The sequence below is a fragment of the Nocardia sp. Root136 genome, assembly GCF_001427185.1.
In the GTDB taxonomy this organism is placed as follows: domain Bacteria; phylum Actinomycetota; class Actinomycetes; order Mycobacteriales; family Mycobacteriaceae; genus Nocardia; species Nocardia salmonicida.
The window spans coordinates 1,327,288-1,345,813 of record NZ_LMFE01000001.1; the positions used below are offsets into that span (position 1 = coordinate 1,327,288).

At 67.4% G+C, this 18,526-nt stretch carries 18 protein-coding genes and 2 pseudogenes; 6 read left to right on the top strand and 14 right to left on the bottom strand.

What is annotated here, in order from left to right; translation table 11 throughout:
- Nucleotides 1–116 precede the first annotated feature (116 nt).
- The gene (locus ASD42_RS06295; protein WP_056811380.1) at nucleotides 117–1,496 is read left to right on the top strand and encodes a DUF349 domain-containing protein; all 1,380 of its coding nucleotides are present in this window, start codon (nucleotides 117–119) and stop codon (nucleotides 1,494–1,496) included.
- Between the two features lie 57 nt (nucleotides 1,497–1,553).
- Here the strand turns inward: ASD42_RS06295 and ASD42_RS06300 are convergent, their stop codons facing one another.
- Nucleotides 1,554–2,132, bottom strand: a complete 579-nt coding sequence (locus ASD42_RS06300) for an Rv2732c family membrane protein (RefSeq protein WP_056811382.1) — start codon at nucleotides 2,130–2,132, stop codon at nucleotides 1,554–1,556.
- A gap of 110 nt (nucleotides 2,133–2,242) precedes the next feature.
- Nucleotides 2,243–3,781 (bottom strand): tRNA (N6-isopentenyl adenosine(37)-C2)-methylthiotransferase MiaB, encoded by a 1,539-nt coding sequence (gene miaB, locus ASD42_RS06305; RefSeq protein WP_056811385.1) that lies wholly within the window; start codon nucleotides 3,779–3,781, stop codon nucleotides 2,243–2,245.
- Nucleotides 3,782–4,022: 241 nt separating this feature from the next.
- Between miaB and ASD42_RS06310 the strand changes: the two genes are divergently transcribed.
- The 4 genes and pseudogenes from ASD42_RS06310 to ASD42_RS06325 all read left to right on the top strand — a co-directional run bounded on the left by ASD42_RS06310 (nucleotide 4,023) and on the right by ASD42_RS06325 (nucleotide 7,198).
- Nucleotides 4,023–4,751, top strand: coding sequence for an amino acid ABC transporter ATP-binding protein (locus tag ASD42_RS06310; protein ID WP_131816630.1), 729 nt, complete (start codon nucleotides 4,023–4,025; stop codon nucleotides 4,749–4,751).
- Nucleotides 4,752–4,786: 35 nt separating this feature from the next.
- Nucleotides 4,787–5,547, top strand: a pseudogene (locus ASD42_RS06315) (glutamate ABC transporter substrate-binding protein).
- Nucleotides 5,548–5,639: 92 nt separating this feature from the next.
- Nucleotides 5,640–6,311 (top strand): amino acid ABC transporter permease, encoded by a 672-nt coding sequence (locus ASD42_RS06320; protein WP_056815584.1) that lies wholly within the window; start codon nucleotides 5,640–5,642, stop codon nucleotides 6,309–6,311.
- The gene (locus ASD42_RS06325; RefSeq protein ID WP_056811388.1) at nucleotides 6,308–7,198 is read left to right on the top strand and encodes an amino acid ABC transporter permease; all 891 of its coding nucleotides are present in this window, start codon (nucleotides 6,308–6,310) and stop codon (nucleotides 7,196–7,198) included. The genes ASD42_RS06320 and ASD42_RS06325 overlap by 4 nt, the downstream gene beginning before the upstream one ends.
- 103 nt (nucleotides 7,199–7,301) lie before the next feature.
- Here ASD42_RS06325 and ASD42_RS06330 read toward each other — a convergent pair whose 3' ends face one another.
- From ASD42_RS06330 to ASD42_RS06375, 11 genes and pseudogenes are all read right to left on the bottom strand, one after another.
- On the bottom strand, nucleotides 7,302–8,162 hold the full coding sequence (locus ASD42_RS06330) for a 3-hydroxyacyl-CoA dehydrogenase (protein ID WP_056811390.1): 861 nt from the start codon (nucleotides 8,160–8,162) through the stop codon (nucleotides 7,302–7,304).
- A gap of 175 nt (nucleotides 8,163–8,337) precedes the next feature.
- Nucleotides 8,338–9,318: a glycine betaine ABC transporter substrate-binding protein gene (locus tag ASD42_RS06335; RefSeq protein ID WP_082843865.1), complete on the bottom strand. Its 981-nt coding sequence runs from the start codon at nucleotides 9,316–9,318 to the stop codon at nucleotides 8,338–8,340.
- Entirely contained in the window at nucleotides 9,315–10,088 is a 774-nt protein-coding gene (locus ASD42_RS06340) for an ABC transporter permease (protein ID WP_056815590.1), read from the bottom strand. Before ASD42_RS06340 ends, ASD42_RS06335 begins: the two co-directional genes overlap by 4 nt.
- Nucleotides 10,089–10,233: 145 nt before the next feature.
- On the bottom strand, nucleotides 10,234–11,403 hold the full coding sequence (locus ASD42_RS06345; protein WP_056811393.1) for an ABC transporter ATP-binding protein: 1,170 nt from the start codon (nucleotides 11,401–11,403) through the stop codon (nucleotides 10,234–10,236).
- Nucleotides 11,396–12,046: an ABC transporter permease gene (locus ASD42_RS06350; protein ID WP_056815593.1), complete on the bottom strand. Its 651-nt coding sequence runs from the start codon at nucleotides 12,044–12,046 to the stop codon at nucleotides 11,396–11,398. Before ASD42_RS06350 ends, ASD42_RS06345 begins: the two co-directional genes overlap by 8 nt.
- A 259-nt stretch (nucleotides 12,047–12,305) precedes the next feature.
- Nucleotides 12,306–12,650: a RecX family transcriptional regulator gene (locus ASD42_RS35810; protein ID WP_268793521.1), complete on the bottom strand. Its 345-nt coding sequence runs from the start codon at nucleotides 12,648–12,650 to the stop codon at nucleotides 12,306–12,308.
- Nucleotides 12,648–13,094, bottom strand: a pseudogene (locus ASD42_RS35150) (regulatory protein RecX); the annotation flags it as partial. The gene ASD42_RS35810 and the pseudogene ASD42_RS35150, both read right to left, overlap by 3 nt.
- A gap of 505 nt (nucleotides 13,095–13,599) precedes the next feature.
- Entirely contained in the window at nucleotides 13,600–14,637 is a 1,038-nt protein-coding gene (gene recA, locus ASD42_RS06360; protein ID WP_056811397.1) for a recombinase RecA, read from the bottom strand.
- A 172-nt stretch (nucleotides 14,638–14,809) separates the two neighbouring features.
- Nucleotides 14,810–15,259 (bottom strand): nuclear transport factor 2 family protein, encoded by a 450-nt coding sequence (locus ASD42_RS06365; protein WP_056811400.1) that lies wholly within the window; start codon nucleotides 15,257–15,259, stop codon nucleotides 14,810–14,812.
- A 23-nt stretch (nucleotides 15,260–15,282) separates the two neighbouring features.
- The gene (locus tag ASD42_RS06370) at nucleotides 15,283–16,164 is read right to left on the bottom strand and encodes a pyridoxamine 5'-phosphate oxidase family protein (protein WP_056811403.1); all 882 of its coding nucleotides are present in this window, start codon (nucleotides 16,162–16,164) and stop codon (nucleotides 15,283–15,285) included.
- A 5-nt stretch (nucleotides 16,165–16,169) separates the two neighbouring features.
- The gene (locus tag ASD42_RS06375; protein WP_056811406.1) at nucleotides 16,170–16,631 is read right to left on the bottom strand and encodes a VOC family protein; all 462 of its coding nucleotides are present in this window, start codon (nucleotides 16,629–16,631) and stop codon (nucleotides 16,170–16,172) included.
- Between the two features lie 129 nt (nucleotides 16,632–16,760).
- On the opposite strand from ASD42_RS06375, the gene ASD42_RS06380 reads away from it, so the two are divergent.
- A complete protein-coding gene (locus ASD42_RS06380) occupies nucleotides 16,761–17,276 on the top strand; it encodes a CGNR zinc finger domain-containing protein (RefSeq protein WP_056811409.1) in 516 nt (171 codons plus the stop codon).
- A gap of 10 nt (nucleotides 17,277–17,286) precedes the next feature.
- On the opposite strand, the gene ASD42_RS06385 is transcribed toward ASD42_RS06380, so the two are convergent.
- Nucleotides 17,287–18,519, bottom strand: coding sequence for a phosphotransferase (locus ASD42_RS06385; protein WP_056811412.1), 1,233 nt, complete (start codon nucleotides 18,517–18,519; stop codon nucleotides 17,287–17,289).
- Between the last annotated feature and the right edge of the window lie 7 nt (nucleotides 18,520–18,526).

Here is an 18,526-nt window from a genome sequence, read left to right on the forward strand (position 1 = left end):
CAGGAAATCCGCTATCCGATCCTCCGGATCGATGGTTTCCGCGGCTCGAACCGGGTTCAATGGGATGTGCTAGGGCGTAACCAGGCAGCCGTGACGCGCGGCAGGGACGGAGAGCAATGACCGACAGCAACGGAACCGCGAAGCCCACCCCAGGTCCGGCCCCGCGACCGTCCGGTACCCCCAAGCCCGGCGGGACTGCTCCGCGTCCGCCGAAACCGCATGCCGTGAAACCGGCGCCGGGCCCCGATCAACCGCACCCGCACGCCGTGATCGTGCCGAGCGCCACCGACCCGAGCAAGTGGGGTCGCGTCGACGAAGACGGCACCGCCTGGGTGCAGACCGCCGAGGGCGAACGGATCGTCGGCTCCTGGCAGGCGGGCGATGTCACCGAGGGCCTCGCCCACTTCGGCCGCCGCTTCGACGATCTCGCCACCGAGGTCGCGCTGCTCGAGGCCAGGCTGGCCGCGGGCGCGGACGCTCGCAAGACCAAAGCAGCCGCGCTGGCGCTGGCCGAGACGCTGCCGACCGCGGCCGTCATCGGCGACATCGACGGCCTCGCGGGCCGACTGCAGGTCATCACCGAACACTCCGAGGAAGCCGCCGCGCACGCCAAGGAGGAGAAGGACCGCGCCCGCCACGAGCACACCGAGCGCAAGGAAGCCCTCGCCGCCGAGGCCGAGCAGATCGCCGCCGAGTCCACCCAGTGGAAGGCCGCCGGCGACCGGCTGCGCGAGATCCTCGACGAGTGGAAGTCGATCCGCGGTGTCGACCGCAAGGTCGACGACGCACTGTGGAAGCGCTACTCCAAGGCCCGCGAGGCGTTCAACCGCCGACGCGGCGCTCACTTCGCCGATCTCGATCGCGAACGCGCCACCGCCAAGACGCGCAAGGAAGAGCTGTGCGTGCGCGCCGAGGAACTGGCCGACTCCACCGACTGGACCGGCACCGCCGCGGTGTTCCGCGACCTGCTCTCCGAATGGAAGGCCGCGGGCCGGGCGCCGCGCGAAGCCGACGAGTCGCTGTGGCGGCGGTTCAAGAGCGCCCAGGATGTGTTCTTCGCCGCCCGCAACGCGGCGGTCTCCGAGCGCGACGCCGAATTCGACCACAACGCCACCGCCAAGCTGGAACTGCTGGCCGCCTACGAGCACATCGACCCGGCCAACGGCGTGGACGCCGCCCGCAATTCGCTGCGCGAACTGCAGGACAAGTGGGACGCCATCGGCAAGGTTCCCCGCGAGCGCATGCAGGAGCTGGAAGCCAAGCTGCGCGCCATCGAGAAGCGGGTCCGCGACGCCGCCGATCAGCAGTGGCGCCGCTCCGACCCCGAGGCTGTCGCGCGTGCCGCGCAGTTCCGGGAGCGGGTCGCGCAGTTCGAGGAGCAGGCCGCCAAGGCCACCGCGGCGGGCAAGAAGCGCGACGCGGAGAAGGCACTCGAGCAGGCCAAGCAGTGGCGCGAATGGGCCGAAGCCGCAGAAGGCGCCGTCAGCAATCTGTGAGTGAGACAGAAAGAAACCCCCGACCGATTCGGTCGGGGGTTTTCTTGTCTCACAGGACTATTCGCCGGTGAGGCGCTTGCGGTCGCGATCCTCGGCTTCGCGAGCCGCGTTGCGCCGCTGCTCTTCCGCGGCGAGTTGCACGGCCGTGCGACTCCAGACCACGCGGATCCAGTGGAAGGTGAGCACCATGATCGCGATGGTGCCGAGGATCAGGCCGATACCGGGGCCCGCTCCCTCGTAGTTGCCGAGGCCAGGGGTCTGGCGGTGCCAGATCGAGAGCACACCGAACACGCTGCCCACCGCCGAGCCCGCGCAGGCTATCCAGGCCAGCACCCAGCGGCGGGTGGTCAACGCCAGCAGCGAGAAGCCCACACCGAAGACGATGACCAGCCAGACGAAGATTCGTGACGGCAGGCCGATGTGCTCGACGCCCGCGGCGTCGGTGTTCAGCAGCACGTCGAAGCCGCGCGCGGTGCCCGCTGTCGGCAACAGCAGAGAGATCAGCAGCGCGAAGACCGCACCCGCCACCACCAGCGCCCGCGCACCGGGGTCGATCTCACCGGCGACGCGGCGCTCGACCGCGTCGAGCTCACCACGGAATTGTTCGAAGTCCTCGTCGTTGCGCGCCGGGTTCACCGCGTGTCCGCTCCTGTCCAGAGGCTGATCGTTGGCGGGTCCCACTGTGCCATCACTGGACGCACCGTTCGCATCCGACCCACTACCGCCGGTAGTAGATTCCTCGTCGCTCACGACGAGCAGCCCGTCGAACAGCCGCTCTCGACCGTCTCCACCACCGGTGCGCCGATGCGGGGCAACCCGAGCCCGACGCCGATCGGGGCGGTCTTCGGGGTGATGCCGCGTTCGTGCGCGTCACCGGCGGTGGTCCGCCGATGCGACTTCACCGCGCTGTCGGCGATGAGGTGGTGCGGGGCGGCCTCGGTGATGTCGACGGTGACGATGTCGCCCGGTCGGATCCCCGTCACGTCACCGGGACGGAAGTGCACCAGCCTGCCGTCGCGCGCGCGTCCGCTCATCCGCGCGGTCACCGCGTTCTTCTTGCCCGCGCCGTCGGCGACGAGCAGTTCCACCTCGGTGCCGATCAGTGCCTGGTTGTTCTCCCAGGAGATCTGGTCCTGCAACGCGATCAGCCGTTCGAACCGCTCCTGCACGACCTGCTTGGGCAGCTGATCGGGCAGTTCGGCGGCCGGGGTGCCGGGACGCTTGGAGTACTGGAAGGTGTAAGCGCTGGTGAAGCGGGCGCGACGGACCACGTCGAGGGTCTCGAGGAAGTCCTCCTCGGTCTCGCCGGGGAAGCCGACGATGATGTCGGTGGTGATCGACGCGTGCGGCATCGCGGCGCGCACCTTGTCGATGATGCCGAGGAAGCGTTCCTTGCGATAGGAACGGCGCATCGCCTTGAGCACCCGGTCAGAGCCCGATTGCAGCGGCATGTGCAGCTGCGGGCAGACGTTGGGGGTGGCCGCCATCGCCTCGATGACGTCGTCGGTGAACTCCGCGGGGTGCGGGGAGGTGAACCGCACGCGTTCCAGGCCCTCGATCTGTCCGGTCGCGCGCAGCAGCTGCGCGAACGCGCCCCGGTCGCGCGGCTGATCGGGATCGACGAAGTTCACGCCGTAGGAGTTCACGTTCTGACCGAGCAGCGTCACTTCGAGCACGCCCTGGTCGACCAGCGCCTGGACCTCGGCGAGCACGTCACCGGGACGCCGGTCCACTTCCTTACCGCGCAGGGCAGGCACGATGCAGAACGTGCAGGTGTTGTTGCAGCCCACCGAGATCGACACCCAGCCCGCGTAGGCCGACTCCCGCTTGGCGGGCAGCGTCGACGGGAACGCCTCGAGCGATTCGAGGATCTCCACCTGGGCCTGCTCGTTGTGGCGGGCCCGCTCGAGCAGCACCGGCAGCGAGCCGATGTTGTGGGTGCCGAACACCACGTCGACCCACGGCGCCTTGCGCACCACGGTCTCGCGGTCCTTCTGCGCCAGGCAGCCGCCCACGGCGATCTGCATGCCGGGGCGCCCCTGCTTGACGGGAACCAGCTGACCGAGCGTGCCGTAGAGCTTGTTGTCGGCGTTCTCGCGTACCGCGCAGGTGTTGAACACCATCAGATCGGGCGTCTCCCCGCTGGCGGCTTTCGTGTAGCCCGCGTCCTCGAGCAGCCCGGACAAGCGTTCGGAATCGTGCACGTTCATCTGGCAGCCGAATGTACGAACCTCATAGCTGCGTGTAGGCGCGCTCTCAGTCGCGTTCTGAACCGTCGAATCCACCTGCCCAGGGTACGGGCAGACCGTACTGTGACGCACATCACGTCGGCAATCGCGGGATCATACGCAAAGGTAACGGGCAGCCAGCGGGTTACCAGCAGGTGTCGTCTCGGCGTGCCGTCACGGCATGTCTTCGAAAGCCGGGCAATTCTCCAGAATGGACATAAGGTTTCTGACCATGACCGACGACGCCGCACCCGCGACCGGGAACGCCGACGCCGCAGCCACCACCGCTGCTCCGCCGATGATCTCGATGCGCAACGTGGACAAACACTTCGGTGAGCTCCACGTCCTGCGCGATATCCACCTCGACGTGCCCCGTGGGCAGGTCGTGATCGTCCTGGGCCCGTCGGGTTCGGGGAAATCGACCCTGTGCCGCACCATCAATCGCCTCGAACCGATCGACTCCGGCGACATCGCCATCGACGGCGTCGCACTGCCCGACGAGGGCAAAGCCCTCGCCGCGCTGCGTGCCGAGGTGGGCATGGTGTTCCAGTCGTTCAACCTGTTCGCGCACAAGACCATCGTCGAGAACGTCATGCTGGCGCCGACGAAGGTCCGCGGAAAGAAGAAAGACGAAGCCCGCAAGCACGCGATGGCCCTGCTAGAGCGGGTCGGCATCGCCAACCAGGCCGACAAGTACCCGGCCCAGCTCTCCGGCGGTCAGCAGCAACGCGTCGCCATCGCCCGCTCGCTCGCGATGGACCCCAAGGTCATGCTCTTCGACGAACCGACCTCGGCACTGGACCCGGAGATGGTCAACGAGGTGCTCGACGTGATGGTCTCCCTCGCCAAGGAAGGCATGACCATGCTCGTGGTCACCCACGAGATGGGGTTCGCGCGCAGGGCGGGCGACCGCGTGTTGTTCATGGCCGACGGTGAGATCGTCGAAGACACCGCGCCCGAAGCGTTCTTCACCGCACCGAAATCCGAACGCGCCAGGGACTTCCTCGGCAAAATTCTCAGTCACTGACTCGCAGCACCATTGTCACAAGGAGAAGGAAACCCATGAGGATCAATCGTGCGACGCGCGTCGGAATCGGCGCAGCGGCACTGGCATTGGCAGCCACCGTCACCGCGGCCTGTGGTGGCGGTGACGACAAGTCCGCCCTGGACAACGCCAAGGACGGCAAGCTGACCATCGGCATCAAGTTCGACCAGCCGGGTCTGGGCCTGCGCAATACCGACGGCACCTACAGCGGCTTTCGGCCCAGCGCGAGACCCTGATCGAGAACGGCCAGGTCGACTTCGTCGTGGCCACCTACTCGATCAACGACAAGCGCAAGGAGAAGGTCGATTTCGGTGGCCCGTACTACATCGCGGGCCAGGACCTGCTGGTGCCCGCCGCCAACACCGACATCACCGGCCCCGACTCCCTCGCGGGCAAGAAGGTCTGCTCGGTGAAGGGTTCCACCCCGGCCCAGAACATCGAGAAGAACTACCCGCAGGCGCAGTTGCAGACCTACGACACCTACTCGCTGTGCATCGAGGCGATGCGTAGCGGTGCGATCGACGCGGTCACCACCGACAACGTGATCCTCGCCGGTTACGCCGCGCAGTCGCCGGGCACCTTCAAGCTGGTGAACAAGCCCTTCACCACCGAGAAGTACGGCATCGGCCTGAAGAAGGGCGACACCGAGCTGCGCGGCAAGGTCAACGACGCCATCCAGGCGATGATCGATGACGGTACGTGGAAGGCCGCGCAGGAGAAGAACTTCGCGGGTACCGGTATCGCGGTGCCCGCACCGCCGACCGTCGACCGCTACTGATCAACCACTGATCATCGGTGACCCGGGATCTCCCGGGTCACCGATGCGGTGTTGTCCTGCAGGCCTTCACACCGATCGGAGGACGCGCGTCCGTGTTCGACCTGATCTCGAGGTATGACAACCAAATCCTCGATGCGTTCTGGGTAACCATCAAACTCACCTTCTTCTCCGCGATCGGTGCGCTCGTCATCGGTACCGTCGTCGCCGGCATGCGCGTGTCCCCGATTCCGGTCGCGCGCGGGATCGGCGCGGCGTATGTAGCGGTCTTCCGCAACACCCCGCTCACCCTGATCCTGGTATTCACCTCGCTCGGCCTGTACAGCACCCTCGGGTGGACACTCGGCAGTGACGAGATCAAGATCATCAACTATCGCTGGGCGATCATCGGGCTGAGCGTCTACACCGCCGCCTTCGTCTGCGAATCGCTGCGCTCCGGCATCAACACCGTCGCGCTCGGCCAGTCCGAAGCGGGCCGGTCGCTGGGCTTCGGATTCGCCCAGAACCTCCGTTTGATCGTGCTGCCCCAAGCCTTCCGGGCCGTCATCGCACCCCTGGGCAGCGTGCTGATCGCGCTGACCAAGAACTCGACGGTCGCCTCCGTCATCGGCGTCGCCGAAGCCGCGTACCTGATGGGCGAAATGATCGAGAACGAAGCCGCCATTCTCACTATCGGCATGATCTTCGCCCTCGGCTTCGTCGTCCTCACCCTGCCGACCGGGCTGTTCTTCGGCTGGCTGGCCAAGCGATACGAGGTGGCACGATGAGCGGCGCTTCGGTTCTGTTCGACGCTCCCGGGCCCCGCGCGCGGCTGCGTCACAACCTGTACTCGGTCCTGGTCGTCGTCGTGCTGGTCGGCGCGGGCTGGTGGCTCTACGACGCCTTCGCCGACAAGGGCCAGTTCACCGCGGCCAAGTGGAAACCGTTCCTCGAGTCCGAGATCTGGGAGACCTACCTCCTTCCCGGCCTGGAAGGCACCCTCACCGCCGCGGCGATCTCGATCGTCGGCTCGGTGTTCTTCGGCATGATCTTCGGGATCCTGCGCCTGTCCGACCATGCATGGGTGCGCTGGGTCGCGGGCACGATCGTCGAGCTCGCCCGAGCCATCCCCGTACTGATCCTGATGATCTTCCTGTTCGCGGTGTTCGGCGACTACAACCTGTTCCCGTCCGAGCAACTCGCCTTGGCCGCGGTCGTCATCGCGCTGACCATCTACAACTCCGCGGTCATCGCCGAGATCGTGCGCGCCGGCATCAAGTCCCTGCCCAAGGGACAAACCGAAGCCGCCGTAGCGCTGGGTCTGCGCAAGAACCAACTCATGCGGCTGATCCTGCTACCCCAGGCCATCACCGTGATGCTGCCCGCGTTGGTGTCACAGATGGTCGTCGTCCTCAAGGACACCGCACTGGGCTACCAGATCACCTACGTCGAGCTGGTGCGGTCCGGTCAGCAAGAAGGCGCGTCGATGCAGAACACGATCCCCGCGCTGATCGTCGTCGCGCTGATCATGATCTCGCTCAACATGGCGCTCAGCTTCCTGGCCACCACGCTGGAGAAGCGGTTGCGGTCGCGGAAGAAGAGCGGGGGTACGGTGCTGGCCGCCGACTCGATCCTCGCCGACGCCGCGCCCGGCGTGGATATCACCAAGAAGTAGTCGCACACACGACAAGCGGGGCCCGATCCGTCCGGATCGGGCCCCGCTTGTTGTTTCCTGGTACATCCGACGCCTCTGTCGGATCCGGAACGGTCGAGTGGGACTATGCGCTGTAGCGGTAGAACCCCTCCCCCGTGGCGGCGCCGAGCTTGCCCTTGTCGATGTAGTTCTCCTTCAGCCAAGCCGCGAGCTTCTTGTGGTCGTCGTCGCCGTTGATCAGGATGTTGTACGGGGTGGTCAGGCCGACGATGTCGAGGATCTGGAACGGGCCCATGGGGGCGCCGGTGGCGATGCGCCAGGTCTCGTCGACCGCGGCGGGTTCGGCGTATCCGCCCGCGGCGAGCTCGATTCCGGAGTTCAGGAACGGCACCAGCAGCGAGTTGAGGACGTAACCCGCCTTCTCTTTGTGCAATTCGATCGGCACCATGCCGATCGCCTTCGCGAACTCGGCCACCGCGGCGAACACAGCGGGGTCGGTCTGCTCGGTGCCCATCACCTCGGCGGTGTTGAACTTCCAGACATGGTTGGCGAAGTGCAACGCCAGGAAACGATCGGGGCGCCCGGTGTAGGCGACGATGTCGCTGGGCAGCAGCGTCGAGGAGTTCGTCGCGAACACGGCGCGTTCGGGCGCGAGCGCGCCGAGCTTGCCGTAGAGCTCGCGCTTGATCTCGAGTACCTCGGGCACCGCCTCGATGATCAGGTCCGCCTCGGCCGCCGCGGCGGCCAAGTCGGTGGTGAGGGTGATGGCTGCGGCGGTCGCTGTGGTGTTGCTCGCATCGGCGCCTGCCACGTCCTGCTGATACACAGCGGCGAGACCGTCGAATCGGGTGCGTGCGGCGGTGAGCGCCGCGTCGTCGATGTCGTAGGCGGTGACGTCGAACCCGTGGAAGGCGGTCTGGAAGGCGATCTGGGATCCGAGCACCCCTGTCCCGAGGACGGTCACCTTGCGGAATTCGATGGTCATACGTCAGCCTCCCAGTCTGGACGCGAGCACCCCCACCGCTGCGCGTCTCGGTATCCGGTTGTCTCTATCGCCGTCCATCATGGCCCGCGAAGCTGAGCCAGCGGTGTGAGCGACGCACACGTTCCGGACATCTCGGGCGGACTCCGGTAACAGTTCGGCTAACCGACGCGGTGGATCAGCCCGCGGTGACGAGACCCTCGGCAACCATCCAGTCACGGGCGACGTCGGCGGGCTCGCGGCCGTCGATGTCGACCTGACGGTTGAGTTCGGTGATCACCTCGTTGGTGAGTCGCGCGGAGATCGGGGCCATGACCGTGACCACCTGGGGGTGCGCGTCGGCGAAGTCGCGGTGCATGACCAGCGAGGCGTTGTACTTCGGGAAGAAGGCCTTGTCGTCTTCGAGCAGCACCAGTTCCAGGGCGGGAATGCGGCCGTCGGTGGCGGCGACCGAGCCGAATCGGCACTGTTTCGCGTCGGCGGTGGCCTGGTAGACCAGCGCGTCCTGGACGATCTGGCGTTGGGCCTTGCCGAGATCGATCCCGTAGGCGCCTGCCAGACCGGGATAGCCGTCCGGGCGGACATTGAACTCGGTGCCGACGCAGGTGGTCGCGGCGCCGGGATCTTTCGCGACGAGGTTCGCGTAGTCCGACAGCGTGCGAACCCCGGTCTCCTCGGCGTAGCCCTTGCTGGTGACGAGGGCGTAGGTGTTGTTCATCGGCGCCATCGCCGCCCAGACCATGTCGTGTTCGGCGAGATCGGCGTCGCGGACCGCCTCGAACTGGGCCGCCTCGGTCGGGATCGGCTTCTCCTTGCCGAGATAGTTGATCCAGCCGGTGCCGGTGTAGTCGTAGGCGATGTCGATCTGACCGTTCAGTTGCGCGTCGCGCAGGCTGTTGGAGCCTTGGATATTGGTCAGGTCGCGCACGTTCGCGCCCGCGGCCGTCAGCGCGAATTCGATCATGTAACCCAGGATGTTGGCCTCGGTGAAGTCCTTGGAGCCCACCGTGACGGCGACACCGTCGAGTTCGGGTACCGGCGTGATGCCGGCCGGTCCCACAGACAGGGGCACCGAGCCACCCGACTGCAGTCCGCAACTCGCGAGCACCAGCACGCCGAGGACCGGGGCGAGCACGCGCAACCATCCGGCGATCCTCACCGCAACCCCCTCGGCCCGAGGAACTGTTCGGCCAACGCACCGAGCCAGTCGACGAACAGCGCCAGCGCGACAGCGAGTACGGCGCCGAGCGTCAATGTCACGGTGTCGCGCAGTTTGTAGCCGGTGTCGATGAGGATGCCGAGCCCGCCGGCGCTCACCATGAACGACAGGGTGGCGGTACCGACGGCCAGCACCAACGACGTTCTCAGGCCCGCGAGGATGTAGGGCACCGCGAGCGGGAATTCGATGCGGCGCAACACCAGTGCGGCCGACATGCCCTGTCCCCTGCCCGCGTCGATCAGTGCGGGATCGACCTGCTGGTAGCCCAGGATCGTATTGCGCAGGACCGGCAGCAGCGAACAGAACGCGATCGGCGCGACACCCACCCAGAACCCGGTGGTGCGGGTGACCAGGTAGCACAGCACGATCAGCCCGATCGCCGGCGCGGAGGCTCCGATATTGGCGATGCCGACGAAAAACGGGGCGAGACGGCGGAATCGGTGCCTGGTGAGCACTGTCCCCAGCGGCACGGCCACCGCTACCACGATGAGCACCACCGCCGCCGTGATCAGCACGTGCTGCCAGGTCACCTGGGCGACATTGCTCACGCTGATACTGGCCTGCTGGGTGACGGTGAGATCGCGCCGGAACGCCCAGACGAGCACCCCGACGGTGAGGATCAGCACGATCACCGGCTGAGCGAGCAGGCGGAGGTATTCGGCGCGCCGGTGGGTGGCGGGAGCAGCGGTCGCGGCGGGAACGTCGACGATCGAACGTGAGGGAACCGACACAGTATTCGTCACTGTGGGGCCCTCCGCGCCTGGTGATGGCCCGGTATCGATTCAGGATCTCGAGCGGCTTCGCCCCGCGACACCGCGGGTTCGAGCGTGGTCGCGCCGCGAGGCGGCTCGGTCATCATGCCGGTGCCGAATCGGTCGCGGCGAGGTGGTCGATGAGGGTGTCGACGGTGACTGTTCCGACATAGGCGCCGGTGTTGTCTACGACGACGGCGGAGGCGGTGCGTTCGGTGAGCAGCCCGGCGAGCGCGTCTTGGAGGGTCGCGTCCGCGGGCAGGGTGGCGCCGACCGGGGTCCCGACGTCGCGCAGCGAATCCGCGTGGGCGAGTTCGGCTGTCGTCAGCCGCCGGAGTGGGCGACGCTGCTGGTCGAGAACAAGGCCCCAGGTGCGGCCCGCGTCGCGCAGTGCGGTGGTGAGTGCCGCGACGCTGGTGTCCTCGGTGGCGGTGACGCCCTGGTCGAGGTCCATCTCGGCGAGCACGGTGAGACCGAGTCGGTCGATGGTGGCGGTGGCGCCGACGAAACCGGCGACCGTCTCGTCGGCGGGGGCCGCCAGGATCGCGGCGGGGGTGTCGTACTGCAGGATGCGGGAGCGGTCGCCGAGAACAGCGATACGGTCGCCCAGCTTCACCGCCTCACCGAAGTCGTGAGTGACGAAGACGATAGTTTTGCCGAGTTCGCTTTGCAGACGGAGCAATTCGTCCTGCAACAGCGCGCGGGTGATCGGGTCGACCGCGCCGAAGGGCTCGTCCATCAGCAGGACCGGCGGGTCGGCGGCCAGAGCCCTCGCGACGCCGACGCGCTGCTGCTGTCCGCCGGAGAGCTGGCGGGGGTAGCGGTTGCGGTAGGTGTCGGGGTCGAGGCCGACGAGGGTGAGCATCTCGTCGGTGCGTTCGGCGACGCGGCGGCGGTCCCAGCCGAGCAGGCCCGGCACCGTGGCGATGTTCTTCGCGACGGTCATGTGCGGAAACAGTCCGGCCTGCTGGATGGAATAGCCGATGCCGCGGCGCAATTCGTCGGCGTCGATCGCGCCCGCGTCGCGGCCACCGATGGTGACGGTGCCCGAGGTGGGTTCGATCAGGCGGTTGATCATCCGCATGGTGGTGGTCTTGCCGCAACCCGACGGGCCGACCAACACCACGATCTCCCCGGCCGGGATGGTCATGGAGACCTCGTCGACCGCTGGTTCGGGCTGTTCGGGATAGCGTTTGGTGACCCGGTCGAGCACGATCTCGACCCCGGAGACCCCGGAATCCGCGGCCGCCTCGGTGGTTTCGATATCAGTCACGAATTCCCCTCGGAATAGTGAGCCGTCCGAGCAGAACCAGGACGCCGTCGAGTGCGAGTGCGAGCACGACGATGAGGACGGTGCCGGTGAGCGCCTGCGGCACCGCGTTCGGGCTGCCCAGGCGGGAGAGTCCCGAGAAGATCACGTTGCCGAGGCCGGGGCCTTTGGCATAGGCCGCCAGGGCCAGGATGCCCATGATCATCTGAGTACTGACCCGCATGCCGGTGAGAATGGAGGGCCAGGCAAGGGGCAGTTCGATCTTGGTCAGCAGGCGCAACCGGTTCATTCCGACACCTCGCGCCGCATCGGTCACCGCCGGATCCACCGACGACAACCCGAGCACCGTATTACGCAGGATCGGCAACAGCGCGTAGAGCACCAGGGCCACGATCGTCGGCCCCACACCGAGCCCGAGGAACGGAATCAGCAACCCGAGCAACGCGAACGAGGGCACCGTGAGAATCGCCCCCGCCATCGCGGTCGCGGCAGCGGACCCGAGCGGACTTCGATACACGAGTATCCCGAGCGCCACCGCGATCGCGGTCGCCAGCACCAGCGACTGCACCACGGCCGACACATGAAGGTAAGAATCGACCAGCAACTGCTCCCGCCGGTTCACCACGAACGACCACAACGCGTCCAGGGTCCACCTCCCCGTCGTTCGGCGGCCGCCTACGGCCCTGCTCCCCGGATTTCCCACCCGAATCAGGGTGAAACATCGACGTTCCCGCACGCCACCGCGTCACGATACGACGAATCAGCCTGCGCGAAAACATCTTTCACCAGCGCGATCATCCTACGCGTCACCAACGACCCCTGCGGGAATTTCGAACTCCCGCCTGCTCGAGCAGCTGCCGCCGTGCCGACTCCTCGGCATCAATCGGCGTGTGCGGCCCGAGTGTTCAGCTGTCTGCCGCCGCCAGTTCGGCTTTCACCACCGCGAACGCCGTTGCCGCGCTGTAGCCGCGGCGGGCGAGCATGTCGACCAGGCGCCGGGTGGCCTTGGTGCGGTCGAGATCGGCGGGCATGGCGCGGAGTTTGCGACGGACCAGGTCGATAGCGGCTTGTTCGTCGCCGGGCGTCGGTCGGCGTGAGGTGTAGCCGGCAGCCGAGTCCGGCTCCGTTGTGTCGCTGGAGGTTTCGCCGACGATCTCCGCTCGGTCCGTGTTCCCGGCATCGCGCTCCGAAGTCTTCGCGCGGGCCGCCCTGACCTCGGCGGACGTGCGATCGAAGCCTGCTTCGTCCAGTTCGGCGGTGACGACGGCGAAGGCGGTGGACTGGTCGTAGCCGCGGCGAGCGAGCATGCCGACGAGGCGGCGCACCGCCTTGTCGCGGTCCAGATCCGCGGGCAGGGTGCGGAGCTTGCGACGGACCAGGTCGGCGGCGCGGGCGTGTTCGGCGTCATCGGTGACCATCGACAGCGCCTGTTCGGCATCGCCGGGGGCGACGCCCTTCTCGCGCAGCTCACGCTGGAGGGCCTTTCTACCCCGGCCGGAGTAGGTGTGGCGTTCGTGCACCCACTGTTCGGCGAAGGAGGCGTCGTTGATCAGACCCACTTCGGCGAACCGTTCGAGGGCGGCCGCTGTCACCTCGGGGCGGAACCCCTTCTCGCCGAGGCGTTTCTCCAGCTCGGCGCGGCTGCGAGCACGCACCGAGAGCAATCGCAGGCACACGTCTTTGGCCTGTTCCAGAGTTGCGTCGGGACGGTCGCCCGGGGCGAGCCGGCGTGCGCCGGCCCGCCTGTCGGGCTCTCCCGGCTGGGATCCGGCCGCCACCGGATCCGCCTGCCGTCCGTCGTCACCACCGACGACGGTCGACAGGGAGACTTCGTCGCGCCGCGCGGACCTACGTTCGCGTCGGGCGCCGCGGGGCCGTCGCCGACCCTCACTCCCCCACTCTTCATGATCATCACCAACCCGCGCAGCGAAATGCGGTGGTTTGTCACCATCGATGAATCCGGTCGGGTGCGCGCGCTGCGGATCGCCCGCACCCGACCGAATCCTCTTCGCATCCGAATCGGCTCGCTTGTCGCGAGCCGACCGGACGAGTTCATCGGCCGCACCCCCGCCGCGGCCCGCCACGGGCATCACCGGCTCCGGCTCGACCTCGATTCCGAGGCGAGCCAGCTGCCTGCGCATCTGTTCGACCGGGTCGACCGAATCGCGGTGGCCGCCGGGGCTCGGCGTGGTCATCGGCTCAGAAGTCGGCGGGCGCGTCGGCCTCGGCGGTCAGGACGGCGCCGATGCCCAGCTTCTCCTTGATCTTCTTCTCGATCTCGTTGCACACGTCCTTGTTCTCCAGCAGGAACTTGCGGGCGTTCTCCTTGCCCTGGCCCAGCTGGTCGCCCTCGTAGGTGTACCAGGAGCCGGACTTGCGGACGAAGCCGTGCTCGACGCCCATGTCGATGAGCGAGCCCTCCTTGGAGATGCCGTGGCCGTAGAGGATGTCGAACTCGGCCTGCTTGAACGGCGGCGCGACCTTGTTCTTGACGACCTTCACGCGGGTGCGGTTACCGACCGCGTCGGTGCCGTCCTTGAGGGTCTCGATGCGGCGCACGTCCAGGCGCACGGAGGCGTAGAACTTCAGCGCCTTACCACCGGTGGTGGTCTCGGGCGAGCCGAACATGACACCGATCTTCTCGCGCAACTGGTTGATGAAGATGGCGGTGGTGCCGGAGTTGCTGAGCGCACCGGTCATCTTGCGCAGCGCCTGGCTCATGAGGCGGGCCTGCAGGCCGACGTGGCTGTCGCCCATCTCGCCTTCGATTTCCGCGCGCGGCACCAGGGCGGCGACGGAGTCGATGACGAGGATGTCGATGGCGCCGGAGCGCACCAGCATGTCGGCGATCTCCAGGGCCTGCTCACCGGTATCGGGCTGGGAGACCAGCAGCGCGTCGGTGTCGACGCCCAGCTTGCGGGCGTAATCGGGGTCGAGAGCGTGCTCGGCGTCGATGAAGGCGGCGACACCGCCCGCGGCCTGGGCGTTGGCGACGGCGTGCAGCGCGACGGTGGTCTTACCCGAGGATTCCGGGCCGTAGATCTCCACGACGCGTCCGCGCGGCAACCCGCCGATACCGAGCGCGACATCGAGCGCGATGGAGCCGGTGGGGATGACAGCGATCGGCTGACGCGTCTCCTCACCGAGACGCATGACCGCGCCCTTGCCGAAGCTCTTCTCCACCTGCGCCAGTGCCAGTTCCAGCGCTTTGTCGCGATCGTAGGCCTGCGGTGCCATGATGTGTGCCCCTTCTCGAGGTGAGTGTCTCTCTGGTTGGCGCCCACAGTAGAGGCCGGCACCGACAAGTTCTGGCGCCCAGGTTAGTCGAACACCCATTCGAGTCAAGCGGCGCGCCCACCAACACGCGAAGCAGCCGCTCCGACCAGCAATCCGGGAGCGAAACCAGCCGTCAGCGCTGTGGCAGCACCGAGTCGTCGCCCTCGGCGCGTGGCCCGAAGATCCGCCGCTGCGACTGGTCGATGCGCACGTCGTCGATACTGGCCTCGCGCCGAGCCATCCGCCCGTCCGCCGCGAACTCCCACTGCTCGTTGCCGTAGCTGCGCCACCACTGCCCCGACTCGTCGTGCCATTCGTACTGGAAGCGCACGGCGATGCGGTTGTCGTGGAAAGCCCACAGATCCTTGCGCAGCGCGTAGCCGTTCTCGGCCGACCATTTGCGGGTCAGGAACTCCACGATCGCGGCATGGCCGGTGAAGAATTCGTCGCGGTTGCGCCATACCGAATCCTCGGTGTACGCGGCGGCGACCCGTTCGGGATCTCGGGTATTCCAGGCGTTTTCGGCGGCGAGCACCTTCGCGCGGGCGGAATCGAGGTCGAAGGGCGGCAGGGGTGGTCGCATGGGGAGAGTCCTTTTCGGTGTGATCAAGGGTTGTTCGGGGAGAGTTCGGGTGGTCCCCAGCGCACAGCGAGCGCACCGGGGCGTTCGATCACCTCGTCGACGGTGAAATCGACGGCGCACTGCGCACCGGCGGTGAATGCCACCGCGTCCCAGACTAATTCGGCCCGGCCGGTGAGCTGGAGCAGCGCACCGGTCGACCAGTCGGCGACGAGCAGCCCGCACCGCGGTTGCACCGCGAGGTTGCCCAAGGTCATGAACATCGAGTTGCCGCGGTAGTCCGGCCAGCGCAGCCGAGTCGGCGAAAGAACCTGCAGGAAACCGGGATTGCCGCCGCGGTGCGAGGCGTCGGCATGCCCGGCACCGTCGGCGGTGGCGACGAAGAAGGTATCGGCGACACCGATCATCTCGACCGCGGCGGTGGTCAGCGTCGCACCGCGCCGCACCGGGCCTGCCGTTCCGACTGCGGAGGCCTCCCGAATCTGTCTGCGCGAGATGTACTTCGGGCAGTTCGCGTAGACCTGCTCGGTGGTGATCCGTATCCCACCCGCGCGCACCGCCGACGTGCCGTTGACACGCATCCGCCGCCGACGCTGCGGTTGCAGCGCGATCAACCCGACCTCGACCTCACTCGACAGTGCCACCGCCAGCGGATCAGCGCCCTCGGGCAGCGTGTCGATGTCGATGGTCGAGTCGCCGACCGCGTGCACGAACCCGGCGGGACCGGTGAGTGGACTCGCCCACAGCCGCCCCGCCGGATCCGCGGCGCCCAGCACCACCATCGACTGTTCGGCCAGGAAGGACGCCGCAACCGCCGGGATCCCGGCACGAATCGAGCGGCCGACCCTGGCAGCCGCCTCGGCCTGCCCCATGCGGTGCTGCACTGCCAGCTCTCCGGGGTGAAACATCCTCGTCAGAAGAATCCGCAGGTCGGGGCAGGACCGGCCGGTGCGGGTGCGGCGTCGGTGCCCAGCGGGGCGAAGACCTCGAGCCGAATGCCATCGGGATCAGCGAAGAAGATGCCGCCGGAGGACGCCCCCTCACCGTGGGCGACCACACCGTCGTGGAAGAACTCGGCATCGAGCGCACGCAGCGCCGACTCGACGACGCGCACCGTATCGACATCGTCGACCTGGAACGACAGGTGATGCAGACCCGGTGTGCTGGTAGAGAATTCGCCGCTGCTCTGCTGCCACAGCGTAAGCACCAGCGCGCCGTCCCGGCCGAGGAAGGCCCAGCGCCGCTCGCCGTCGGCGCCGCTGCCGAGCTCTTCGAAGCCGAGTCCGCGGCGGTAGAAGTCGACGGAACGGTCGAGGTCGGCGACGTTGAGTCCGATATGGCCGGTGGTGAGTACAGGCGCGGCAACGGTGGTCATGGTTTCCTCCCGGAATGTTTAACCGTCTATTGATTGTTGAACAGTTAGAACATAGGACGAGCTCACCTACTCCGTCAACCCTTGAAATACTTTTAGACAGTTAGGAGGGTCGTGTTGATAACCTCGGGCATGCGCGATCCCCGTCCGCACACCGGCGAACCCCCTGCTCTCGACCTACTCAACACTCGGTGGGCGGGCGCCGAGCCGGGCGATCTGCTCGCCGATCTCGACGGGCTGCGCACGTGGCTGGAGCTCATCGGGCTCGCCGATCGCGTACCCGTCGACGACCATGCCCTCACCGCGCTGCACACCGCGCGCGCAGCCGTGCACGACGCCGTGACCCGCGCCGATCACACCGCGCTGAACCGGGTTCTCGACCACGGGCGGATCCGCCGCGAACTCACCGACGAGGGCCCCCGCGACATCCCCGAGGTCGACGACCCGGTGTGGTTACCCGGCTGGCTCGCCGCCGACAATCTGCTGCACCTGATCACCGAGGCGCCGCAGCGGATCCGCCAGTGCGCGCACCCCGATTGCGTGCTGTTCTTCTACGACACGTCCAAGAACGGCACCCGACGCTGGCATTCTATGGCGACCTGCGGCAATCGCACCAAGGCCGCGCGCCACTACGCCAAGAGCAGTTGAGCAGCGGTTCTCAGAACAGTTCGTCGAGCAGCCGGTAGTAGTCGAGCTTGGTGCGATCGGGTTCGGTCAGGCCATAGGCGGTGTAGAACGCCGTGACCGCCTCCGCGCCGAAATCCTCGGCCAGGTCGCGCTCGGCCAGGGCCAGGTCGCGATAGCGATCGCCGCGACCGAGTGCACCGACATCGATCAGCAGGCCGCCGGTGAGCACATTGCCCGGCGTGAAGTCGCCGTGTGTCACGACGAGATCATCGGTGGCCGGGCGTTGTTCCCGCAGTCGCGCGAGGATGAACGCGGGCGAGAGATGACGGTGATCGTCGTCGAAATCCGCTGCGTCGACAAAGCCTTCGACCACATTGCGGTGGGCCCGCGCCAGGCTGACGTCGAGACCACCGTCGAAGGGGCACTGTGCCACCGGAAGGTCGTGCAACGCACGCAGGGCCTGACCCATCTGCGTGCCGATCGCGGCGGCTTCGACCGAATCAGATTCTGCGGCAAGCGATCCGACCTCGGCATCGGCGAGCACGAGGACGTCCTCGGCGAACGCGGATACCTCCGGCACGGCGATCCCGTTGTCGCGCAACCAGGTCAGCCGCTCGTACTCGGCCACCGCCCGCGGACCACGCTTGATCCAGTACTCGCCGGACCGGACCAGATTGCCGCCACGCCCCTCGTGCTCCGGCGACCACGCGGGTACGGGCCCGAGCAGGGTCTCGATGACCGGCGGGAGCGGCAGTGCCAGCTCGTCGAGGTGGTCGAGGGCCGCGCGGGTGGATTCGATGAGCTCGGAATCACCGTCGACCACCCGCAGCCGCATGGCCTCCTTGAGCAGCTCACGCGCCTCCCGCGGCCGGTGCTGTTCGGCCAGCGATTTGCCCAGGTGGTGGGCGGCGAAGGAGACGAGATCGGGATCGAGCGCGCGACTGGCGTGCAGCGCACGGCGGTACAGGATCTCGGCGTGCGACGGTTCACCCTGGTACCGGTAGACATCGGCCAGATTGATCCAGACGGTGATCCGGCGCTGCTCGGTATCGGCCAGTTCGAGGGCCTGATCGAGCCGGTCGAGGGCCTCGTCGTAGCGACCGAGCAGCATCAACGCGATGCCGAGCCTGCGCAGGCCGGGGAAGTCATGGGGGTCGGCGAGGGCCACCCGGGCCGCGAGGTTCTCGGCGTCGACCGGGATCATCCGCAACCGCTCGTCGAACCGATACGGTCGCGTGTCCGAGTTCTGCGTTGTCACGGCCATTGCCTGA

Bases quoted from the DNA above. Each gene is read 5' to 3' on its own strand.
- ASD42_RS06370 (WP_056811403.1), bottom strand. From the start codon at position 16,164: ATGTTTCACCCCGGAGAGCTGGCAGTGCAGCACCGCATGGGGCAGGCC.
- ASD42_RS06365 (WP_056811400.1), bottom strand. From the start codon at position 15,259: ATGCGACCACCCCTGCCGCCCTTCGACCTCGATTCCGCCCGCGCGAAG.
- ASD42_RS06295 (WP_056811380.1), top strand. From the start codon at position 117: ATGACCGACAGCAACGGAACCGCGAAGCCCACCCCAGGTCCGGCCCCG.
- recA (WP_056811397.1), bottom strand. From the start codon at position 14,637: ATGGCACCGCAGGCCTACGATCGCGACAAAGCGCTGGAACTGGCACTG.
- ASD42_RS06380 (WP_056811409.1), top strand. From the start codon at position 16,761: ATGCGCGATCCCCGTCCGCACACCGGCGAACCCCCTGCTCTCGACCTA.
- ASD42_RS06330 (WP_056811390.1), bottom strand. From the start codon at position 8,162: ATGACCATCGAATTCCGCAAGGTGACCGTCCTCGGGACAGGGGTGCTC.
- ASD42_RS06385 (WP_056811412.1), bottom strand. From the start codon at position 18,519: ATGGCCGTGACAACGCAGAACTCGGACACGCGACCGTATCGGTTCGAC.
- ASD42_RS06375 (WP_056811406.1), bottom strand. From the start codon at position 16,631: ATGACCACCGTTGCCGCGCCTGTACTCACCACCGGCCATATCGGACTC.
- ASD42_RS06310 (WP_131816630.1), top strand. From the start codon at position 4,023: ATGATCTCGATGCGCAACGTGGACAAACACTTCGGTGAGCTCCACGTC.
- ASD42_RS06325 (WP_056811388.1), top strand. From the start codon at position 6,308: ATGAGCGGCGCTTCGGTTCTGTTCGACGCTCCCGGGCCCCGCGCGCGG.